The 15,006-nt window shown below is 53.5% G+C and carries 13 protein-coding genes; 3 read left to right on the top strand and 10 right to left on the bottom strand.

Annotated elements, in window-relative coordinates:
- Positions 1 to 79: 79 nt before the first annotated feature.
- Both ACFSOY_RS13345 and ACFSOY_RS13350 read right to left on the bottom strand, forming a co-directional pair.
- Positions 80 to 211 (bottom strand): hypothetical protein, encoded by a 132-nt coding sequence (locus ACFSOY_RS13345; protein ID WP_386047401.1) that lies wholly within the window; start codon positions 209 to 211, stop codon positions 80 to 82.
- Position 212: 1 nt separating this feature from the next.
- Entirely contained in the window at positions 213 to 1,400 is a 1,188-nt protein-coding gene (locus tag ACFSOY_RS13350) for a hypothetical protein (protein WP_386047403.1), read from the bottom strand.
- 793 nt (positions 1,401 to 2,193) lie between these two features.
- On the opposite strand from ACFSOY_RS13350, the gene ACFSOY_RS13355 reads away from it, so the two are divergent.
- The gene (locus ACFSOY_RS13355) at positions 2,194 to 3,720 is read left to right on the top strand and encodes a glycine betaine uptake BCCT transporter (RefSeq protein WP_386047405.1); all 1,527 of its coding nucleotides are present in this window, start codon (positions 2,194 to 2,196) and stop codon (positions 3,718 to 3,720) included.
- Here the strand turns inward: ACFSOY_RS13355 and ACFSOY_RS13360 are convergent.
- The 3 genes from ACFSOY_RS13360 to ACFSOY_RS13370 all read right to left on the bottom strand — a co-directional run bounded on the left by ACFSOY_RS13360 (position 3,711) and on the right by ACFSOY_RS13370 (position 7,839).
- Positions 3,711 to 4,334, bottom strand: a complete 624-nt coding sequence (locus ACFSOY_RS13360) for a zinc dependent phospholipase C family protein (protein ID WP_386047407.1) — start codon at positions 4,332 to 4,334, stop codon at positions 3,711 to 3,713. The genes ACFSOY_RS13355 and ACFSOY_RS13360 overlap by 10 nt on opposite strands.
- A gap of 128 nt (positions 4,335 to 4,462) precedes the next feature.
- A complete protein-coding gene (locus ACFSOY_RS13365) occupies positions 4,463 to 7,075 on the bottom strand; it encodes an ABC transporter permease (protein ID WP_386047409.1) in 2,613 nt (870 codons plus the stop codon).
- Positions 7,072 to 7,839: an ABC transporter ATP-binding protein gene (locus ACFSOY_RS13370; protein WP_386047411.1), complete on the bottom strand. Its 768-nt coding sequence runs from the start codon at positions 7,837 to 7,839 to the stop codon at positions 7,072 to 7,074. The genes ACFSOY_RS13365 and ACFSOY_RS13370 overlap by 4 nt, the downstream gene beginning before the upstream one ends.
- Before the next feature lie 192 nt (positions 7,840 to 8,031).
- Between ACFSOY_RS13370 and ACFSOY_RS13375 the strand changes: the two genes are divergently transcribed.
- Positions 8,032 to 9,225: an alpha/beta hydrolase-fold protein gene (locus tag ACFSOY_RS13375; RefSeq protein WP_386047641.1), complete on the top strand. Its 1,194-nt coding sequence runs from the start codon at positions 8,032 to 8,034 to the stop codon at positions 9,223 to 9,225.
- Between the two features lie 47 nt (positions 9,226 to 9,272).
- Here ACFSOY_RS13375 and ACFSOY_RS13380 read toward each other — a convergent pair whose 3' ends face one another.
- Entirely contained in the window at positions 9,273 to 10,082 is an 810-nt protein-coding gene (locus ACFSOY_RS13380; RefSeq protein ID WP_386047413.1) for an AAC(3) family N-acetyltransferase, read from the bottom strand.
- A 214-nt stretch (positions 10,083 to 10,296) separates the two neighbouring features.
- On the opposite strand from ACFSOY_RS13380, the gene ACFSOY_RS13385 reads away from it, so the two are divergent.
- Positions 10,297 to 10,836, top strand: coding sequence for a spore coat protein (locus tag ACFSOY_RS13385; protein ID WP_386047415.1), 540 nt, complete (start codon positions 10,297 to 10,299; stop codon positions 10,834 to 10,836).
- Positions 10,837 to 10,931: 95 nt separating this feature from the next.
- Here ACFSOY_RS13385 and ACFSOY_RS13390 read toward each other — a convergent pair whose 3' ends face one another.
- The 4 genes from ACFSOY_RS13390 to ACFSOY_RS13405 form a co-directional block, all read right to left on the bottom strand.
- Entirely contained in the window at positions 10,932 to 11,516 is a 585-nt protein-coding gene (locus ACFSOY_RS13390) for a hypothetical protein (RefSeq protein ID WP_386047417.1), read from the bottom strand.
- Positions 11,517 to 11,742: 226 nt separating this feature from the next.
- Positions 11,743 to 12,744 (bottom strand): protoglobin domain-containing protein, encoded by a 1,002-nt coding sequence (locus tag ACFSOY_RS13395; protein ID WP_386047419.1) that lies wholly within the window; start codon positions 12,742 to 12,744, stop codon positions 11,743 to 11,745.
- A 97-nt stretch (positions 12,745 to 12,841) separates the two neighbouring features.
- Positions 12,842 to 13,321, bottom strand: coding sequence for an NUDIX hydrolase (locus ACFSOY_RS13400; protein WP_386047421.1), 480 nt, complete (start codon positions 13,319 to 13,321; stop codon positions 12,842 to 12,844).
- 546 nt (positions 13,322 to 13,867) lie between these two features.
- On the bottom strand, positions 13,868 to 14,890 hold the full coding sequence (locus ACFSOY_RS13405) for a polysaccharide deacetylase family protein (protein ID WP_386047422.1): 1,023 nt from the start codon (positions 14,888 to 14,890) through the stop codon (positions 13,868 to 13,870).
- Positions 14,891 to 15,006: the final 116 nt, after the last annotated feature.

The following is a 15,006-nucleotide window of genomic DNA, read 5'->3' on the forward strand; positions in this document are numbered from 1 at the left end:
TTGGAATGTATCCAGCAATTAATATTGTCGATTTAGTGTGTGACAAAAAAAGCCCCTCAGAAAGCATGAGGGGGAAATTTCACTTTGGATTTGCGATAATACCAGATGGCTCTGGATAAGACCATTCGGCTTTTGCCGATACAGTTGAACCGCCAACAGCGAATCCAAACGCAATCCCCACCAAAAGCGTACACGCCACCCATTTTTTCACCTTAAAAACCCTCCTTATCCAGAAAATCAGAATTATCTCGCGAGTATTTCCGCTCAAGTTCATAGTAACGCAATGCTGATTCAGAATCACCATGTTTCGCGAAAAACTCGAAGAGGCATTTACATGCGAGAGCCCGAACTGCTGCTGTTGCATGTATGTCAGCACTGACTTGTTCTGCATATTTGGGATCATCTTTTAATACGGTGTACATGATCTGCATTTTCTGCCAATATTCAAGGTATTCTTTTGTTATTGACTCGTACTGATCCACGATTCGTATCGCTTCGTTATAATCGTGCAACTTGATCAGCGATCTGACATAGTTCTTAACCGCCAATACGAGGATATCTTCGAAATCATTAATGACATTTAGCGCAGAACGCAATACTTTCGCAGATTCTTCGTAGTTTCCCAAGAGATATTCAATTTTTGCTACATTGATGAGCGCGTGTCCAATTTGTTTTTTATCGTTTGTATTGTTGAAATGCTCAAGTGACAGATAGGCATACTTTTTGGAATGGTCGAGCTTGCGGCGCTCACTTGACATCACCATTCTTGCAAATGCGACCATTCCTAGAGCGTTAGGATCGTCAGCAGAGGACTTTTCAACGAGTTGAAGCATTTCCTCCGCTCCCCCGTAGTCTCTTTGACTCACGCTTGTTAAGATCAAGTTTTCAGAAACGATTTTTAATAATCGAGTATCGTCAAATGCCTTTCCCATCGTCTTGGCAAAAGCTAGAGCCTTTTTCCAAGTTTCGTGCGCCTCCTCGTGTTCATGCAGAAGAAACTGTACTCTACCAAGGTTGTTATACGCAAATCCCCGTTCCGTTGCCCCAAGGGCCACTTCGACCAACTCAAGGGCGAGTGTATGCGCTCGTATCAGCATGACTTTGGTTCTCTTGTTGGTCTTAAGCAGAGAAACGAGCTCCTCCTCTTTTTTGAAGGTATCCAATTGTCGTAAACGTCCCTCTGTCACCCCTAAGCTGTATGCTATCTTCTCAATCAATGACAGAGTGATGGGTCGGTCCCCTGTAAGAGTAAGTCGAAAGGTTTCTCGGTTAACTCCGAGTCGTTCTGCAAACGCGCGAATAGAGAAAGCATTTCCTTTCTCCTGCATGATTTCAGAGATGCGTCTCCCAATCGGGATTTTTCCAATTATTATTGTCTCTGTATATTCAATCGTTGACATGGTTTTGACCCTCCATGAACAATATTTGCATATTTTAAATCATATGTGAACTTTCTTTCTTTTCAAATTATAACAAGTAGCATATGATAAGTATATGCTCTCGACTACATTGTTGAATAAAAAATTCACCCATCCCCATACTGGTTTATTGCCCCATCAGTCACCTTTCACTACCCAGGTCATACCCTCTTTTCGAAGATTGCTTGCATGTCTCTATAAGTAGCACATATGATAGTTAGCAGAGGCATGCAACATCCAGAACCTCGTACATGTATTAGCACTCGCATGTCCTTTCGATATGAGGATTGAAATGGCATGAGGATTGAAACTTAGTTTTTTTCTCGATTAATACGTGAACACAAGACACCTGACCATTTCGAAATGGTCAGGTGTCTTGTTTTTAAAACTTCTTAGTATTTTTTTCGATACGCGTATATATAATCAACTATGAATTTCAACATTGATATTAAAGGAGGAACAAATCATGTGCCATAAAAAATGGTGGAAGAAACTGGATCAAAGACAGGCAAACTCCCCCTGTCATCCCTCATGCTTTTACATGGTAAAACTGCGCGAGAGCAAATTTGAGAATGAACAGTTACAACTCCAACTGCATCAAAAACAGTTGGAGAATGAGCTGTTACAAATTCAGCTAAAACGAACATTGATCTCGTTCAATCAACATAAATAGTTTCTCTCGCTGACCAAGATCCCCTCCCCCCACGCATACCGCACCAGCAACAGGTGATACTTACAATAAGTTCCGGCAACATCCGGCTGGGGGAGGCAGATCATGGTTTTCAGGATTGCAATCATCATCGTCATACTGTTCGTCACTTGGGGGGCGATCGCCCCTGACTCGCTGTCTGCGACCACGACGAGCATGCTGAATTTCACCACCGAAAGGTTCGGCTGGTTCTATCTGATCGCCACGTTTTTCTTTCTGGTCTTCGCATTCTCCATCGCCTTTAGCAGATACGGAAAAATCAAGCTCGGCAGCGATGAGGACGAGCCTGAGTATTCGAACTCCACCTGGTTTGCCATGCTGTTTTCCGCCGGCATGGGGATCGGTCTCGTCTTCTGGGGCGTAGCAGAGCCGATCAACCACTACATGAACCCGCCGCTGGAACTGCAGGGCAAATCGATCGACGCAGCGCGAGTGGCGATGCCCTATGCGTTTTTCCACTGGGGTCTACACCCGTGGGCGATCTACGCGGTGATGGCGCTTTCGCTCGCCTATTTCAAATTCCGCAAAGGCGCCAAAGGGCTGATCAGCGCCACCTTCTACCCGCTGCTCGGCGAACGGGTCAACGGCCCGATCGGCAAGACGATCGACGTGCTGGCGATCTTCGCCACCGCGTTTGGCGTCGCGACCTCGCTCGGCTTTGGCGTGTTGCAGATCAACGGCGGGCTGACCTACCTGTTCGGCCTGCCCGCCACCTTTCTCGTGCAGGCGGTGATCATCGCGATCGTCACTGTGCTGTTTCTGCTGTCAGCACAGACCGGATTGGATCGCGGCATCAAGACGCTGAGCAATGTGAACCTGCTGTTCGCGCTCTGCTTGTTGCTGTTCACCCTCTTGCTCGGTCCGACATCGTTCATCTTCGACACGTTCACCACATCGCTCGGCAACTACCTGAACAACCTCGTGCAGATGAGCATGCGCATGACCCCGTACTCGCAGGGCAAGTGGATACAAGGCTGGACGCTGTTTTACTGGGCCTGGTGGATCGCTTGGGCACCGTTTGTCGGCATGTTTATCGCCCGCGTGTCCAAAGGGCGCACCATCCGCGAGTTTATGATCGGCGTGCTGCTCGTGCCGAGCTTGCTCAGCTTTATCTGGTTCTCCGTCTTCGGCGGCACCGCGCTCGAATTTGAGCTGTTTCGCGGGTACGACATCGTCGAATCGGTCAAAGCGGATATGACGTCCGCCCTCTTCTCCACGCTGCACCATCTGCCGCTCGGCACGTTTTTAGCAGGTCTGGCAACGCTTTTGATTATCACCTTTTTCATCACATCTGCCGACTCGGCCACCTTTGTGCTCGGCATGTTCTCCAGCAAAGGCGACCTCAACCCGAGCAACCGGGTCAAGCTGACCTGGGGCGTGCTGCAATCGCTGATCGCGCTGGTGCTTCTCTACAGCGGTGGGCTTGAAGCCCTGCAGACCGCTTCGATCGTGACCGCCTTGCCCTTTGCGGTGATCTTGGTCTTGATGTGCTGGTCGGTGCTCAAAGCGCTTGAACAGGAGGACAGAGAGCGGCGCAAAAAAGAGCGAGAGCGCCAGAAGAAGCTGGACGCTCTGCTGCTCGATCAGAAGTGAACCTGCTTGCGCAGCTCGCGCGACTCCAGCAATGTGAGCGCCCGATCGACCGAACGCTCCAGATAGGTCAAGATCTCGTCCCAGGAAAAGAGGCGAAGCTGCTCGTCCAACACGCTCGCTTCGTATCGATAGTCTTGCCGCACTTCTTCTTTCAACCGCAAGACCGCATCGAACGACACTTCTTCAAGCTCGATCCCCTCATCAGCTGCCATCAGCTCGTTTAACAGCTCATGCGCTTGAAAATGCTCGATCAGCTTGCCGTTCAAGAGGCGAAAGTCTTGGTAGTAGGCGGGCAGAATCGGCGCACGCTCCGCCTGCGAGAGCGGAAGGATGTACTTGGCGAACAGAGTGGTCAGCCAGACATCGTCGGCGATCAAGTGCGTCAAATAGCCGAGGTAATAGCTATCTTCGCGGTGCTGTTCATATTTCTCTGCAAACCACTCTACATCCACCCGTTTGCGCTTGCTCTGCTCGTCCCAGCGCAAAAAGTGCGAGGGATCTTTGGCGACGCCCATCAGATGGTGGGCGTCCGGCGCGATGCCACCGAGCAGAAAACGGGGGAGGTCGCTCACGCCGATCCTGCTCCCCGCCTCCTGTGCAATCAGCAAATGCATGATTCTGGAACCCATCGTTCACATCACCTGCTTCCTGCTTTCACTTTTCTCTAGCATAGAGGAAAAGTGGAGAGCAGAACAGGTTTTGCCCGCATCGCCGCAAGCGATTTTTCAAAGCGCCTCCACCGCTACTCGGCGCTCAATCCGCTTGTCACCGTCTGGCGCCCCAACCGCCATGCGAGCGGGAGCGACACGAGCAGGGAGAGCGCGAGCACCGCTCCGACGACGCTTCCGATCGTCCCCCAAGAGAGGAAGATCTCTTCGATGCCGAGCGCCCGGACAAAACCGAACACCATCAGCGCGGCGGTCGCCAAGCCGAACAGCACGGCGAGCGTGGCAAACAGCAAGCTTTGCACGAGCACCAGCTTGATCAGCTGTCGTGGCGTGATCGAGATGGCGCGCAAGATCGCATACTCGCGCCGCTTAGCATGGATGCTCGCCGACAGCGTGTTGATCATCCCCAAGATGCCGACCAGCATCACCGTGATCGCAACCGACCACAGGATCGACAGTTCGATCGCAAAGCCCTGCTCCTGTTTCGCCACCTCTGTGTCCAAATCGGTGTAGCGAAGCTCCGCATATTTGCCCGCCAGCCCTTTCAGCCCTGCCACGACATCCTCCCGTTTCGCTTGATCGATCTCGACCAGCACCTTTCCGACCGGGTTCGCCTCTGCCAATTGGCTTACGACCGGATGGCTGTAATCGACATAAACGTATCGCGACTCGTAGGGCTCACCTGGCAGTGTGTCGACGATCGCCGCCACCGTAAAGGTTGCGGTCACGCTTCCCCTCTTAACTTCTCCTCCGTTCGGAAAAGCGGGCGGAGCGCTCACCCGCACCTGGTCGCCCACTTGCACGCCCAGTCCCTCCGCGTATTTTTTTGGAAAGACGGCCGCCTCTTTCAACTCTCCCGCCAAGTCTGGAATCAGCCCCGCCTGCACCATCTTCTGCAAAGATGTGCTGGAATAGCCGATCTGCTTGTAAGCGGGATCTTGACGGAATGGATCTACCTCTTCATGTTCAGCCAACCACTTTTTCTGACTGCGGGTGAAGTCGTAGTCGACCAGATCCAGCACGCGATCGCCAAACGAGATCCCCGCCGCCCAAGTCACGCCTGTGATTTGTTCGATCTCCGCTGTCACCTCTAGCGGCAGGGCAGAGTTGACGCTTCGATCGCTCGTGACGACAAAATCGGTGATGTACGTCTTGCGCAGATTGTCCATCGAGCTGTCATAGACGATGTTCAACACGGTGGTCACCGAAAGGGAGAGCGTGATGCTGATCGAGACGACCAAGATGGTCAGCGTGCTCTTTTTGCGCTCGGCGATCAGATTTTTCACCGCGACGAACGACTCTCTGCCACCCACCCGCTCCATCAGCGGTGAGAGCAGCTTTAAGAGCGGCGGGACAAAAGCGGGCACACCTGTATACACGCCGATCACCGCACTCAATCCGCCGAGCACGCTGAACAGCGCGCGCATTCCACTCCCTTGCTCCCCCATCGCCCCGATGATAAAGCAGGCTAGACCGATCAGCAAAAAGATGCTCATTCCGACCAGGCTGACCGTTTTTTCTCCGCTCTTCTCGACGTCCATCGCGCTTTCTCGCGCCGCTTGGATCGGCAGGATTCGTGCCGTTTTGCGAGCCGGAATGATCGAGAGCAACAGGAAGAACCCCCATCCGAGCACTGCGGTCAAGATCAGTCCAATCCACGGCAGCGGGGCATCGACCAGCGCCACGCCCAGCGTCTGTGCGATCCAGCCGCTCGCAAGCTCTGCAAAGAGCACGCCGAGCCCAAGCCCGGCGAGAGCTCCGACCGCGCCGATCAAGGAAGCTTCGATCAGCACCAGTTGAAACACCTGCTTGGGACTTGCCCCGACCGCTCGCAGCGCGGCCAACTCCCGCACCCGCTCTTGGACGGAGAGCTGAAAATTGTTGAGCAGGAACAGCGCGGAGGCGATCAGCGCCAACACGCCGAGCGCATAGCCGATCCCCTTAAAGACGGCGATCATCTTGCGCCCCTCGTCCAACCCTTTCATCAGATCGATGTCGAGGTCGGCAGCCACCTCTTGTAGCAGCATCTGAGCTTGCTGCTTGTCGCCGCCAGCTGCGAGCTTCAGCAGCACGAGGTTCGCCTTCCCTTCCAGCCCGAACTTTTCCTGTAGCGATTGCAGCTGGAAGATCGCCATCTCTGGTGGAGCGCTGGTCGCAGCCGCTCGGTCTGAGAGCAGTTCGACCACCTTCCACCGCTGTGTCTTGCCGCTCGGAAAGGGGATCTCTGCCGTTTCGCCGACCTGAACGCCGAGCCGTTCCGCCAAGCTAGCGGTCAACGCGACTTCCCCCGCGCCTAGATCGCTGGCAAATTTATAGAAGCGCTTTGCCTGTGCAGAATTGTCAGCTCCAACATAGAAGATGCCGTTTGAGCGTTCCTCCTGCTGTTCGTCATACTGTTGCGGGTTGACCAAAAGCACCCCATGCTCGGCGATCCCCGGCGTGTCGATCACCTTCTGCAACAGCGGCGAGTCGATGATCAAGCGATCATGTCGGTAGCCCACCATCAGGTCGGAGTCTCCATAGCGCTCGATCATCTGCTGGTCGAGCGCGCGATCCGCTTTGCTGTAGAGCACGAGCATCGCCGCGAGCAACCCGATCCCAAACGTCGCGCCGAGCACGGTGAAGATCGTGCGCCATCTTTTGCCGAGGAGAGTGCGGCGAGCGAGGCCGAAGAGGTTGCCGATCATCTCACCTCCACCTCCGTCACATCCCGCAGCTGATCCATCAGGGCGAACGCTCGCTCGCGACGACTCTGGTCGTCTCGATTGTAGTGCTCCTTGACGATCTTTCCGTCGCGGAAAAAGAGCACCCGATCGCCATAGGTCGCCACCATCGGATCATGCGTGACCAGCATGATCGATTGGCCGAGCTCTGCGCGCATCTTCAAGAGCAGTTCTAACATTTCGGCAGAAGTTTGCGAGTCGAGATTGCCGGTCGGCTCATCGGCGAGCAACACCTGCGGACGGTGCACGAGCGCCCGGGCAAGCGCGACGCGCTGCTGCTGTCCGCCCGACATCTCCGTCGGCCGATGGGTGCGACGCTCATACAGCCCGACCAATCGCAACATCTCGCTGGTGCGCGCTTGAATGTCCTTTTTCTCATGTCCGGCCAGCAAGAGTGGCAACGCCACATTTTCCTCGGCGGTCAATGCGGATACCAGGTTGAAAAATTGAAAGACAAAGCCGATCTTCTCTCGCCGATAGTGAGTGGCATGCGGTTCCAGAAAAAAATTGAGCTCCTGCATTCCCTCAATGTACATCTCGCCGCTCGTCGGGCTCTCCAGACCGCCCAATAGATGAAGGAAGGTCGATTTCCCCGAACCGCTCGCCCCCATGATCACGACAAACTCACCTGGGCGCAGCGCCACATCCACTTCCTGCAAAGCGGTGACCTTCGTCTCCCCTTCCCCATACTGCTTGCTCAGCTTTCGCACCTCTAACACCGGTTTCATCGTCCATCCCTCCTAAAACATCTGTTGATAGCTTCATGATAGGGGGTCTGTCTTCACATCCTTTCAAGAAGATATCAAGAAGTTGTGGAGATTTCCGATAAAAACAAAGGATTTCGTAAAATCAAATAGAATTAATGCCTAAACGAACGATCACAATAACAGTCAAAATGGAGGTCAATCAGATTGACAGATATGATGACAAGCCCGACGATTGCGCATCTTGAACGAGAGCTGCGAGCTGGAAATGATGATGCTCTCCATGCTTTTTGGGACTATGTGGAAAAGGAAGGCGCTCCGCTGATCGAAGAGGCTGACAACGAGGAGGACGTGTTGGTCACGTTCCTGTGGAGATCGGATCGTGCAGAAGAGGACAGCATTTTGATGCTCGGCGGTCCGGCAGGTTGGAACCTCGAACAGTCCAAGCTGGTTCGCCTGCTCGACACAGACCTCTACTATCGCACGCTGCAAACGCCGAATCGTCTGGCTGCCGAATATTATGTTTCACCGCATGATACGTTTGGCGATGATTGGGAAACTCGCCTGCAAAACCTGCAGGAAGACCCGTTGAATCGAACATTTCTCATCCATCCTGCCAATCCTGATAAACCTGCTACCAAAGATACGGCTGTTGCCGTGTTGCAATATCCTGGCTTCGCACCCAACCTCTATCGCGCGGTGCGCTCCGCTGCCCCGCAAGGCGAAGTGAAACAGCATCGGCTGAAAAGCTCCATCTTAGAGAACGAGCGATCCGTCTGGGTATACACCCCGCCCGGCTATCGAGCAGACGGCGATCCATATGATGTGCTCGTCCTGTTCGATGGATTCGAGTATGACAAAATCGTCTCCGTGCCCACCATCCTCGACAACCTAATCGCCGACGGCAAGATCTCCCCGATCGTCGCGGTGCTCGTCAACGCGAATGAACACCGCAACGAGGAGATGCGCGGCACCGCAAGATTTGCTCAGTTTGCCGCAGAAGAAGTCACTGCGTTTGTGCGAGAAAATTATCATGTCAGCACCGACCCGTCGCGCGCGATCATTGGCGGCTGTTCAAACGGTGGTCTGATGGGGTTGATCGTCGCCCTGAAGCATCCGACGCTCTATGGCAACGTGCTCTCTCAATCCGGTGCGTTTGCTTGGGGATATGAAGGCGAGTCAGACTGGTTTCTCGAACGGTTGAAGCGATGGGAACAGGTCGAGCTCAACATCTACATGGATGTCGGAAGCTGTGAAAAGCAGGACATCATAGGCGCCAATCACTCCATCCGCGACCTGCTGATCGAAAGGGGCGCCTCCGTTCACTTTCATCAATTTAAAGGCGGTCATGACTGGGTCTGCTGGCGGGAAACGTTCGCCGACGGCCTGCTCGCCTTGATCGGCAAATAAGCAATCCTGCAAAAAACCCTGCCCGAGTGTCGGCAGGGTTTTCGCGTTTACAGACCGCGTTTTTTCGTCAGGTACTGCGTGCTGAAGTCGACCAACTCGCGCTGCGGGATCAGCTTGGCGGTCGCAGAGCCGACCAGACCGATTTGAATCGGATGCTCCCGCTCGAACGCTGCACCGATCTCCAAAAACTGATCGGCATCCATGACGATGTTTTCAAACGTCGTCCACACGCGCTCGCCAGCTTGGAGGATCGGAGCGCCGAGCAACTCGATCTGGTTGCCAGGCGCGCGGTTCTCCGCCAGATGGAGCGATGTGTTGTTGTCATGGTCGACGCCGAGCAATAGCACATGGCCATCCCGCTCATAGATGCGAGCGAGCGGGGAGTGCTCGCCAAGCGGATAGGAGAGCGATTGCTGTTCGATCACCTGTTGCTTGTCTCGCCCCCACGCGGCAAATGACAGCTGCGGATGAGTTGATCTGATCACGCCCGGGAAGGTGCGAAACGTCTCGACGATTTTGCCCATGCCGCGCGTCGGCGTGATCTGTGGATCATAGGCGGGCATCGTCTCCCTGATCATCGCATGCCACTCAACAGGCACTGGCGGATTGGACCACGGAGCCGGATCTGAATAATCGCCCGACTGCGTCGGCATGATCAAAGTCCCCGCTTCGGTCAGCACATCCATCAGCGCTTGCACCACCGCTACCGGTCCACCGGAGACCCAACCGAGCGAGGAGAGCGACGAGTGGACGATCAACGTCATCCCTTCCCGAACACCCAACACCCGCAGATCTTCCGCAATGCTCTGCCGTGTGCGCGGCAGCTTCACCCGCTCGATCGCAGTTTGCTCATTCATGACAATTCCTCCTCTTTCTCACGAAAAACATGATGACTGACTGTTGATCGACGATCACGTCCAACAGAATCGATGATGCCATTGTATCCTATCTGGTCGCATCTATCGAGTGCTGGGAACAGATTGTGTACCGTTTGTTGGCTGAGACTTGCCGTTTCGTGACAAACTAGCGGAGATGCGGCTGTGACAGTCGAACTGGAAAGGAGATCGTAGCATGCCTTTTGGAGCTCATGAAGCGATGGAAGTCCAAGACGTACTGAATGAACAGATCTGTATGATCGACCACCTCGCCTTGTACAAAGAGATGTGCAGCGATCCGGTCTTGCGCGGGATGATCGACCATCAGCGCGCCCACGCGCTGCGCCACTACAATGAACTCGCGCAGTATACGCACGACTATCGCGCCGTCGTGCCGACAGAGGTGCAGTTCTCACAGGTGACCTCGCCAAACGAGATCAGGTACGGCCTGCGCAATCCCGCGCCTGTCGCCCCGGTCGAGCTCGGGCAGCTGTACGATGCGCAGATCGCGCGCGCCCTGCTGCTCTGTCACAAAAATTCGGCCAAAAATCTGATGGCCGCTTCGCTCGAATGCGCCGACCCATACGTGCGCCAGCTTTTGCTAAACGGAGCAAATTCCTGCAACTATCAGGCCTATCAGGTGTTCGACTACTTGAATGCTCGCGGCATGTACCAAGTGCCTACGCTGAATGACCACACCGCCAAGACGATGCTCCACACGTATCAAGCGCGATAAAAAAGCTGACAGGCTTCTGCCTGTCAGCTTTTTACGAGCTCTCGATCGCTCGCCTCGCCTGCGGTGTCAGCGACGATCGTGCGATCTGCCTGCCACTACTGCTGAGCGGCGTCTTGAAGCGTGCCGACCAACGCCTTCGCCAGCTCTTCATTCTTCTCGGCGAAGACCCACTTGCCATCCTTCTTGACCAAATGCACCGTCGCATCGCTCGTCGCCGTCGGCGCATTCTCATCTTTCATCATCGCTTCGAGCATCTGATCCATCTCTTCTTTGCTCTGTTCCTGCCCCCCGTTGGCGAGCGCTTGCTTCAGCGCCTCGCTGAACATCTTCCCGACCAGCTGCCCAAAGTCGATCGACGTCACTTTCGTCTGTACGGTCGCCTTGTCACCGTCAATTTTTTCCTCGCCCACTTCGACGCTCATCTTGCTAAAGATAAACTTCGCATACTTCTCTTCTTGAGGCGATTCAAATTTTATCTGATCCTCTGACGCGGATTCGCTCATCTTTTTCATCGTTTCAAAGTCAGCCTTCTTCACTGCTTCAAAATACGCATCGACCACTTGCTTCGGAGATTGTTCTTTCGCTTGTTCCTGCTGTTTCCCTGATGTCTCTTTGTCCCCGCATGCTGTCACGCCAAACGACATCATCACCACTAAACCTGCTGCGATCAATTTTTTCATCTGAACTAACCTCGATTCAAATAAATATCGTGAATGAACACTTATACATAATGACTGTATAGAATTGTAAATGAGGAAAGCCTATTTTTTGAATAGGTAATTTGTAGGAAAAACAGCTTCTGCTCTAGGTATAAAGTCTTCCAAATGATTCCTTGTTAGGATAATTTTGAAATGTCAGTCTCTTGGAAGCACAAAAAAGCTGACAGGCGCACCTGTCAGCTTGTGATCATACTCTTCTGGGGACTCCATGCTCCGAGTGTTGGCGCTTTTTCCCCCGTGCCTGTTGGTTCCATTCATTGGTCGCCGCCTCTACCTCTTCGATCAGCGCGTTTAGCTGCTGCGCATATGCCGCCTGATCGGTGGCGATATTCAACGTGGAAGCGGTCTGTTCATTCATCTCCGCCACTTGCTTGATGATCCGCTCCACCGCGCTCTGGATGTCTTTCGAAGAGCGCTTCACCTCTTCGGACAGCTTGCGCACTTCGTTGGCGACGATGCCAAAGCCGCGGCCATGCTCGCCGGCGCGCGCCGATTCGATCTGCGCATTCAGCCCGAGCAGATGTGTCTGATTGGCAATCCCCATGACCAGCTTGATCACCGCTTCGATCTCTTCGCTGTAGTTCGTCAGGTTTTTCATCGAATCGGAAATGTTCTCCTGCGCTTGGGACAGCGATTCGGCAGAGCGCGCATATTGTGTCGCGATCGTCGAGACATGGCTCATCGATTCTTCAATCTCTGCGGAGATCTGCTCCATGTTGCTGCGGTATGTATTGTCATATTGTTGCAGGATGATCGAGGAGTCGAACAGCAGACGCTTGGTAAAAGCGCGCAACAGCGCGTTCTCCTGCTCGTGTCCTTCGATCAGCCTGGAAAAAAGGCTGACGTACACGTTGGTCGAGCTCATGAACCAGTCGGGCGTCAATCCGATCCGAGCGTGCACCAGTCCGATTCTCTCCCGTGACTGCACATACTGATCATCGATCATGTTGCTGGCGAGCGAAACAAAATAATTGACTTGCGTTTTTTTCAAACGATCGATCGTGCTGTGGTCATCAACGATCGTCTGCAGAGCGGGATGCTTGATTAGCTCCTTATAAAAATCATCCACAATCTCGAATTTGCTCGCTTCGAACAGTGCTTGATGATCGTGCAGGATGCGAAGATCTTCCTCCTTCAACCCACTGTATGCAAACACTCGTGCCCAACCTTGCGTCAAATGAACTGCCACCCCAACCCGTCCTCTCTCATTGTCTCTATTTAGTATAACACACTGTCTATTATACAACAGGAGTAGAATCGGGCGCCGGGAGTAATTTTCTGAATTTTTAACGATTTGATGACGCCAACCGCCGCGCTCGTTCAAGATCACGATACGCTTTTAAAACCGGCCTCATCGTCGGGGAAACACGATCGGGCAGTTCCTCCGGATCAAAAAAACGCAATTCGAAGCTCTCTTCATTTGCTCTCAGCTCGCCGGCAAAATCTTGGCAGAGATAGACGGCGGTCACATTGTGAACCTTGTCTCCGTTCGGATACTCATAATACAATTCCGCTCCAGAGAAAACGTCGAGCAAAGTCAATCGATCGATCACAAGCCCCGTCTCTTCCCATACTTCCCGCTTCGCCGTCGCTTCCAGATCTTCTCCGATCTCCATAAAACCGCCAGGCAACCCCCAGCATTCGTTATCCGATCGGAGGTTCATCAGAATGTGTCCCTCCTGATTTTGCAGGATGACGCACGCCCCTGCTAAGATCAACGGGCGACTCCCTACCAGCTCCCGTATGTCTCGCACATAATCTTGCATCTGGTTGTCCCTCTTTCTAACAGATTCGAGCGATCCTCCACCGTCAGATGCGGTCGATTCGCTCCTCTTGCTTGGAATAGACGATCTGTTCAAGCGATCGGTTACAGCGCTTGCCCGGCTCGATCGATAAAGCGAGCCGATCGCTTGACTCTGATCTCTTTTCGTGATATAGTTTAAAACTACTGCTGAAATAACATTCCCATCTACACGCATGTGCACGATCATTGAGAATCGGATTGATCGCGAAGGATTTTGCTGAGAACCTGACGAGGTGTCTCATTCGTTGCTCGAAATGCTTCAAAACAAGTGAACTAGGATTCAAACAGGCATGGCCTCGGAGCCATATGGTCGCAAGAGAGGTAGGGCTTGCGATGTTTCCGGGATTCGAATCTGGTTCTCCATATATTGATCGAAACAACAAAAAGCTTGGTACTCTTCACGAGGAACCAAGCTTTTTGACGTTCTCGGCCACTGGGCCTCCCGCGGCTGGTCGGGCAGGTCTGCCATCGCGCTGATGTGATGTCCTAGATGTGAGAGAACAGCAGATCAATTCCAGAAGGTGACGGGCGGCAGGTCGCTGCTCAATCTATGCATGCCATACCCTTTCGCTTGCAGTTGCTGCAAAATACCCGGCAAAGCTTCAGATGTCGTTTTCTTATCATGAAAGAGGATAACGGGCGAATGCTTTAAATGGGTAACCTGTTCGATAACCTGACGATAGATCTGATCGGAAGGTACGCTTAGCGCGCTCGAATCGGTGCTGTCCACATTCCAATCCCACAGCTGGTAGCCAGAATGTGCGATCGCCTCCCGATATGGCAGGGTCAGATGCGGATAGCTGCCAAAGGGGACGCGGATCAAGTCGGTGCGGACGCCGGTGATCTTCTGCAAAACGTCGTTGCAGGTGTCCATCTCTTGCAAGACGGTCTGCGGAGAGCGGTAGATCTTGCTCGCCACATGCGTGACGCCGTGCAACCCGACCGCATGGCCTTCTGCCACGATTCGCTTGGCCACATCTGGATAACGCTCGATCTGTCCGGAGAGCAGAAAGAATGTCGCTTTCACATCTGCCGCTTTCAACAGGTCGAGGATCTGCGGTGTGAACGGAGTCGGACCGTCATCGAACGTCAGGTAGGCAACCTGTTGCCCCGTCTGTTTGGTGCCTTGTGGGTCTGGCCGCTTCTCCACTTCCGGCTGCTTGATCGGCACGCTCGGCTGAGGCTTCTCGCCAGCCGGTTGTTCCGGTGGCTTTTTGCTCGGCTCGGCAGGCGGTTTTTTGTCCGGCTTCTGCTCGGTTGACACCTGCTGTTCCGGCTGCTTCCCGCCCTGCTGTTCGACCGGCTCCACTTCTGTGCCCGCTTCCCGCTCCACATCGATCGGCTCGGGCTCCCCATCGTCTGTGGCGGCAAGATCGAGCGGGCGATTCTCTTTCTCTGTCGTTTTGGCGTGCTGAACTTGGTTGCCTTTCCCATACTCCAGAGCGCCGTACAAGCCAGTCAGGACGAACAGGCTGAGCACGGCCATCATGATACCTTTGCGCTTTCTGGGCTTTTTGTTGATCTGCTGCATCTCTGGTCTTCCTCTCTTCAGGCTCTCTAGTAAAAACATTACCATGTTCACCAGTTGAGAGGGTTACAAAGTGGTGAAAACTTACAGCGTTTGCATCACAAACTCACGCTTGATAC

Source organism: Tumebacillus lipolyticus, from assembly GCF_042682745.1.
In the GTDB taxonomy this organism is placed as follows: domain Bacteria; phylum Bacillota; class Bacilli; order Tumebacillales; family Tumebacillaceae; genus Tumebacillus_A; species Tumebacillus_A lipolyticus.

Bases quoted from the DNA above. Each gene is read 5' to 3' on its own strand.
- ACFSOY_RS13405 (WP_386047422.1), bottom strand. From the start codon at position 14,890: ATGCAGCAGATCAACAAAAAGCCCAGAAAGCGCAAAGGTATCATGATG.
- ACFSOY_RS13360 (WP_386047407.1), bottom strand. From the start codon at position 4,334: ATGCATTTGCTGATTGCACAGGAGGCGGGGAGCAGGATCGGCGTGAGC.
- ACFSOY_RS13350 (WP_386047403.1), bottom strand. From the start codon at position 1,400: ATGTCAACGATTGAATATACAGAGACAATAATAATTGGAAAAATCCCG.
- ACFSOY_RS13370 (WP_386047411.1), bottom strand. From the start codon at position 7,839: ATGAAACCGGTGTTAGAGGTGCGAAAGCTGAGCAAGCAGTATGGGGAA.
- ACFSOY_RS13375 (WP_386047641.1), top strand. From the start codon at position 8,032: ATGATGACAAGCCCGACGATTGCGCATCTTGAACGAGAGCTGCGAGCT.
- ACFSOY_RS13390 (WP_386047417.1), bottom strand. From the start codon at position 11,516: ATGAAAAAATTGATCGCAGCAGGTTTAGTGGTGATGATGTCGTTTGGC.
- ACFSOY_RS13365 (WP_386047409.1), bottom strand. From the start codon at position 7,075: ATGATCGGCAACCTCTTCGGCCTCGCTCGCCGCACTCTCCTCGGCAAA.
- ACFSOY_RS13400 (WP_386047421.1), bottom strand. From the start codon at position 13,321: ATGCAAGATTATGTGCGAGACATACGGGAGCTGGTAGGGAGTCGCCCG.
- ACFSOY_RS13385 (WP_386047415.1), top strand. From the start codon at position 10,297: ATGCCTTTTGGAGCTCATGAAGCGATGGAAGTCCAAGACGTACTGAAT.
- ACFSOY_RS13380 (WP_386047413.1), bottom strand. From the start codon at position 10,082: ATGAATGAGCAAACTGCGATCGAGCGGGTGAAGCTGCCGCGCACACGG.
- ACFSOY_RS13355 (WP_386047405.1), top strand. From the start codon at position 2,194: ATGGTTTTCAGGATTGCAATCATCATCGTCATACTGTTCGTCACTTGG.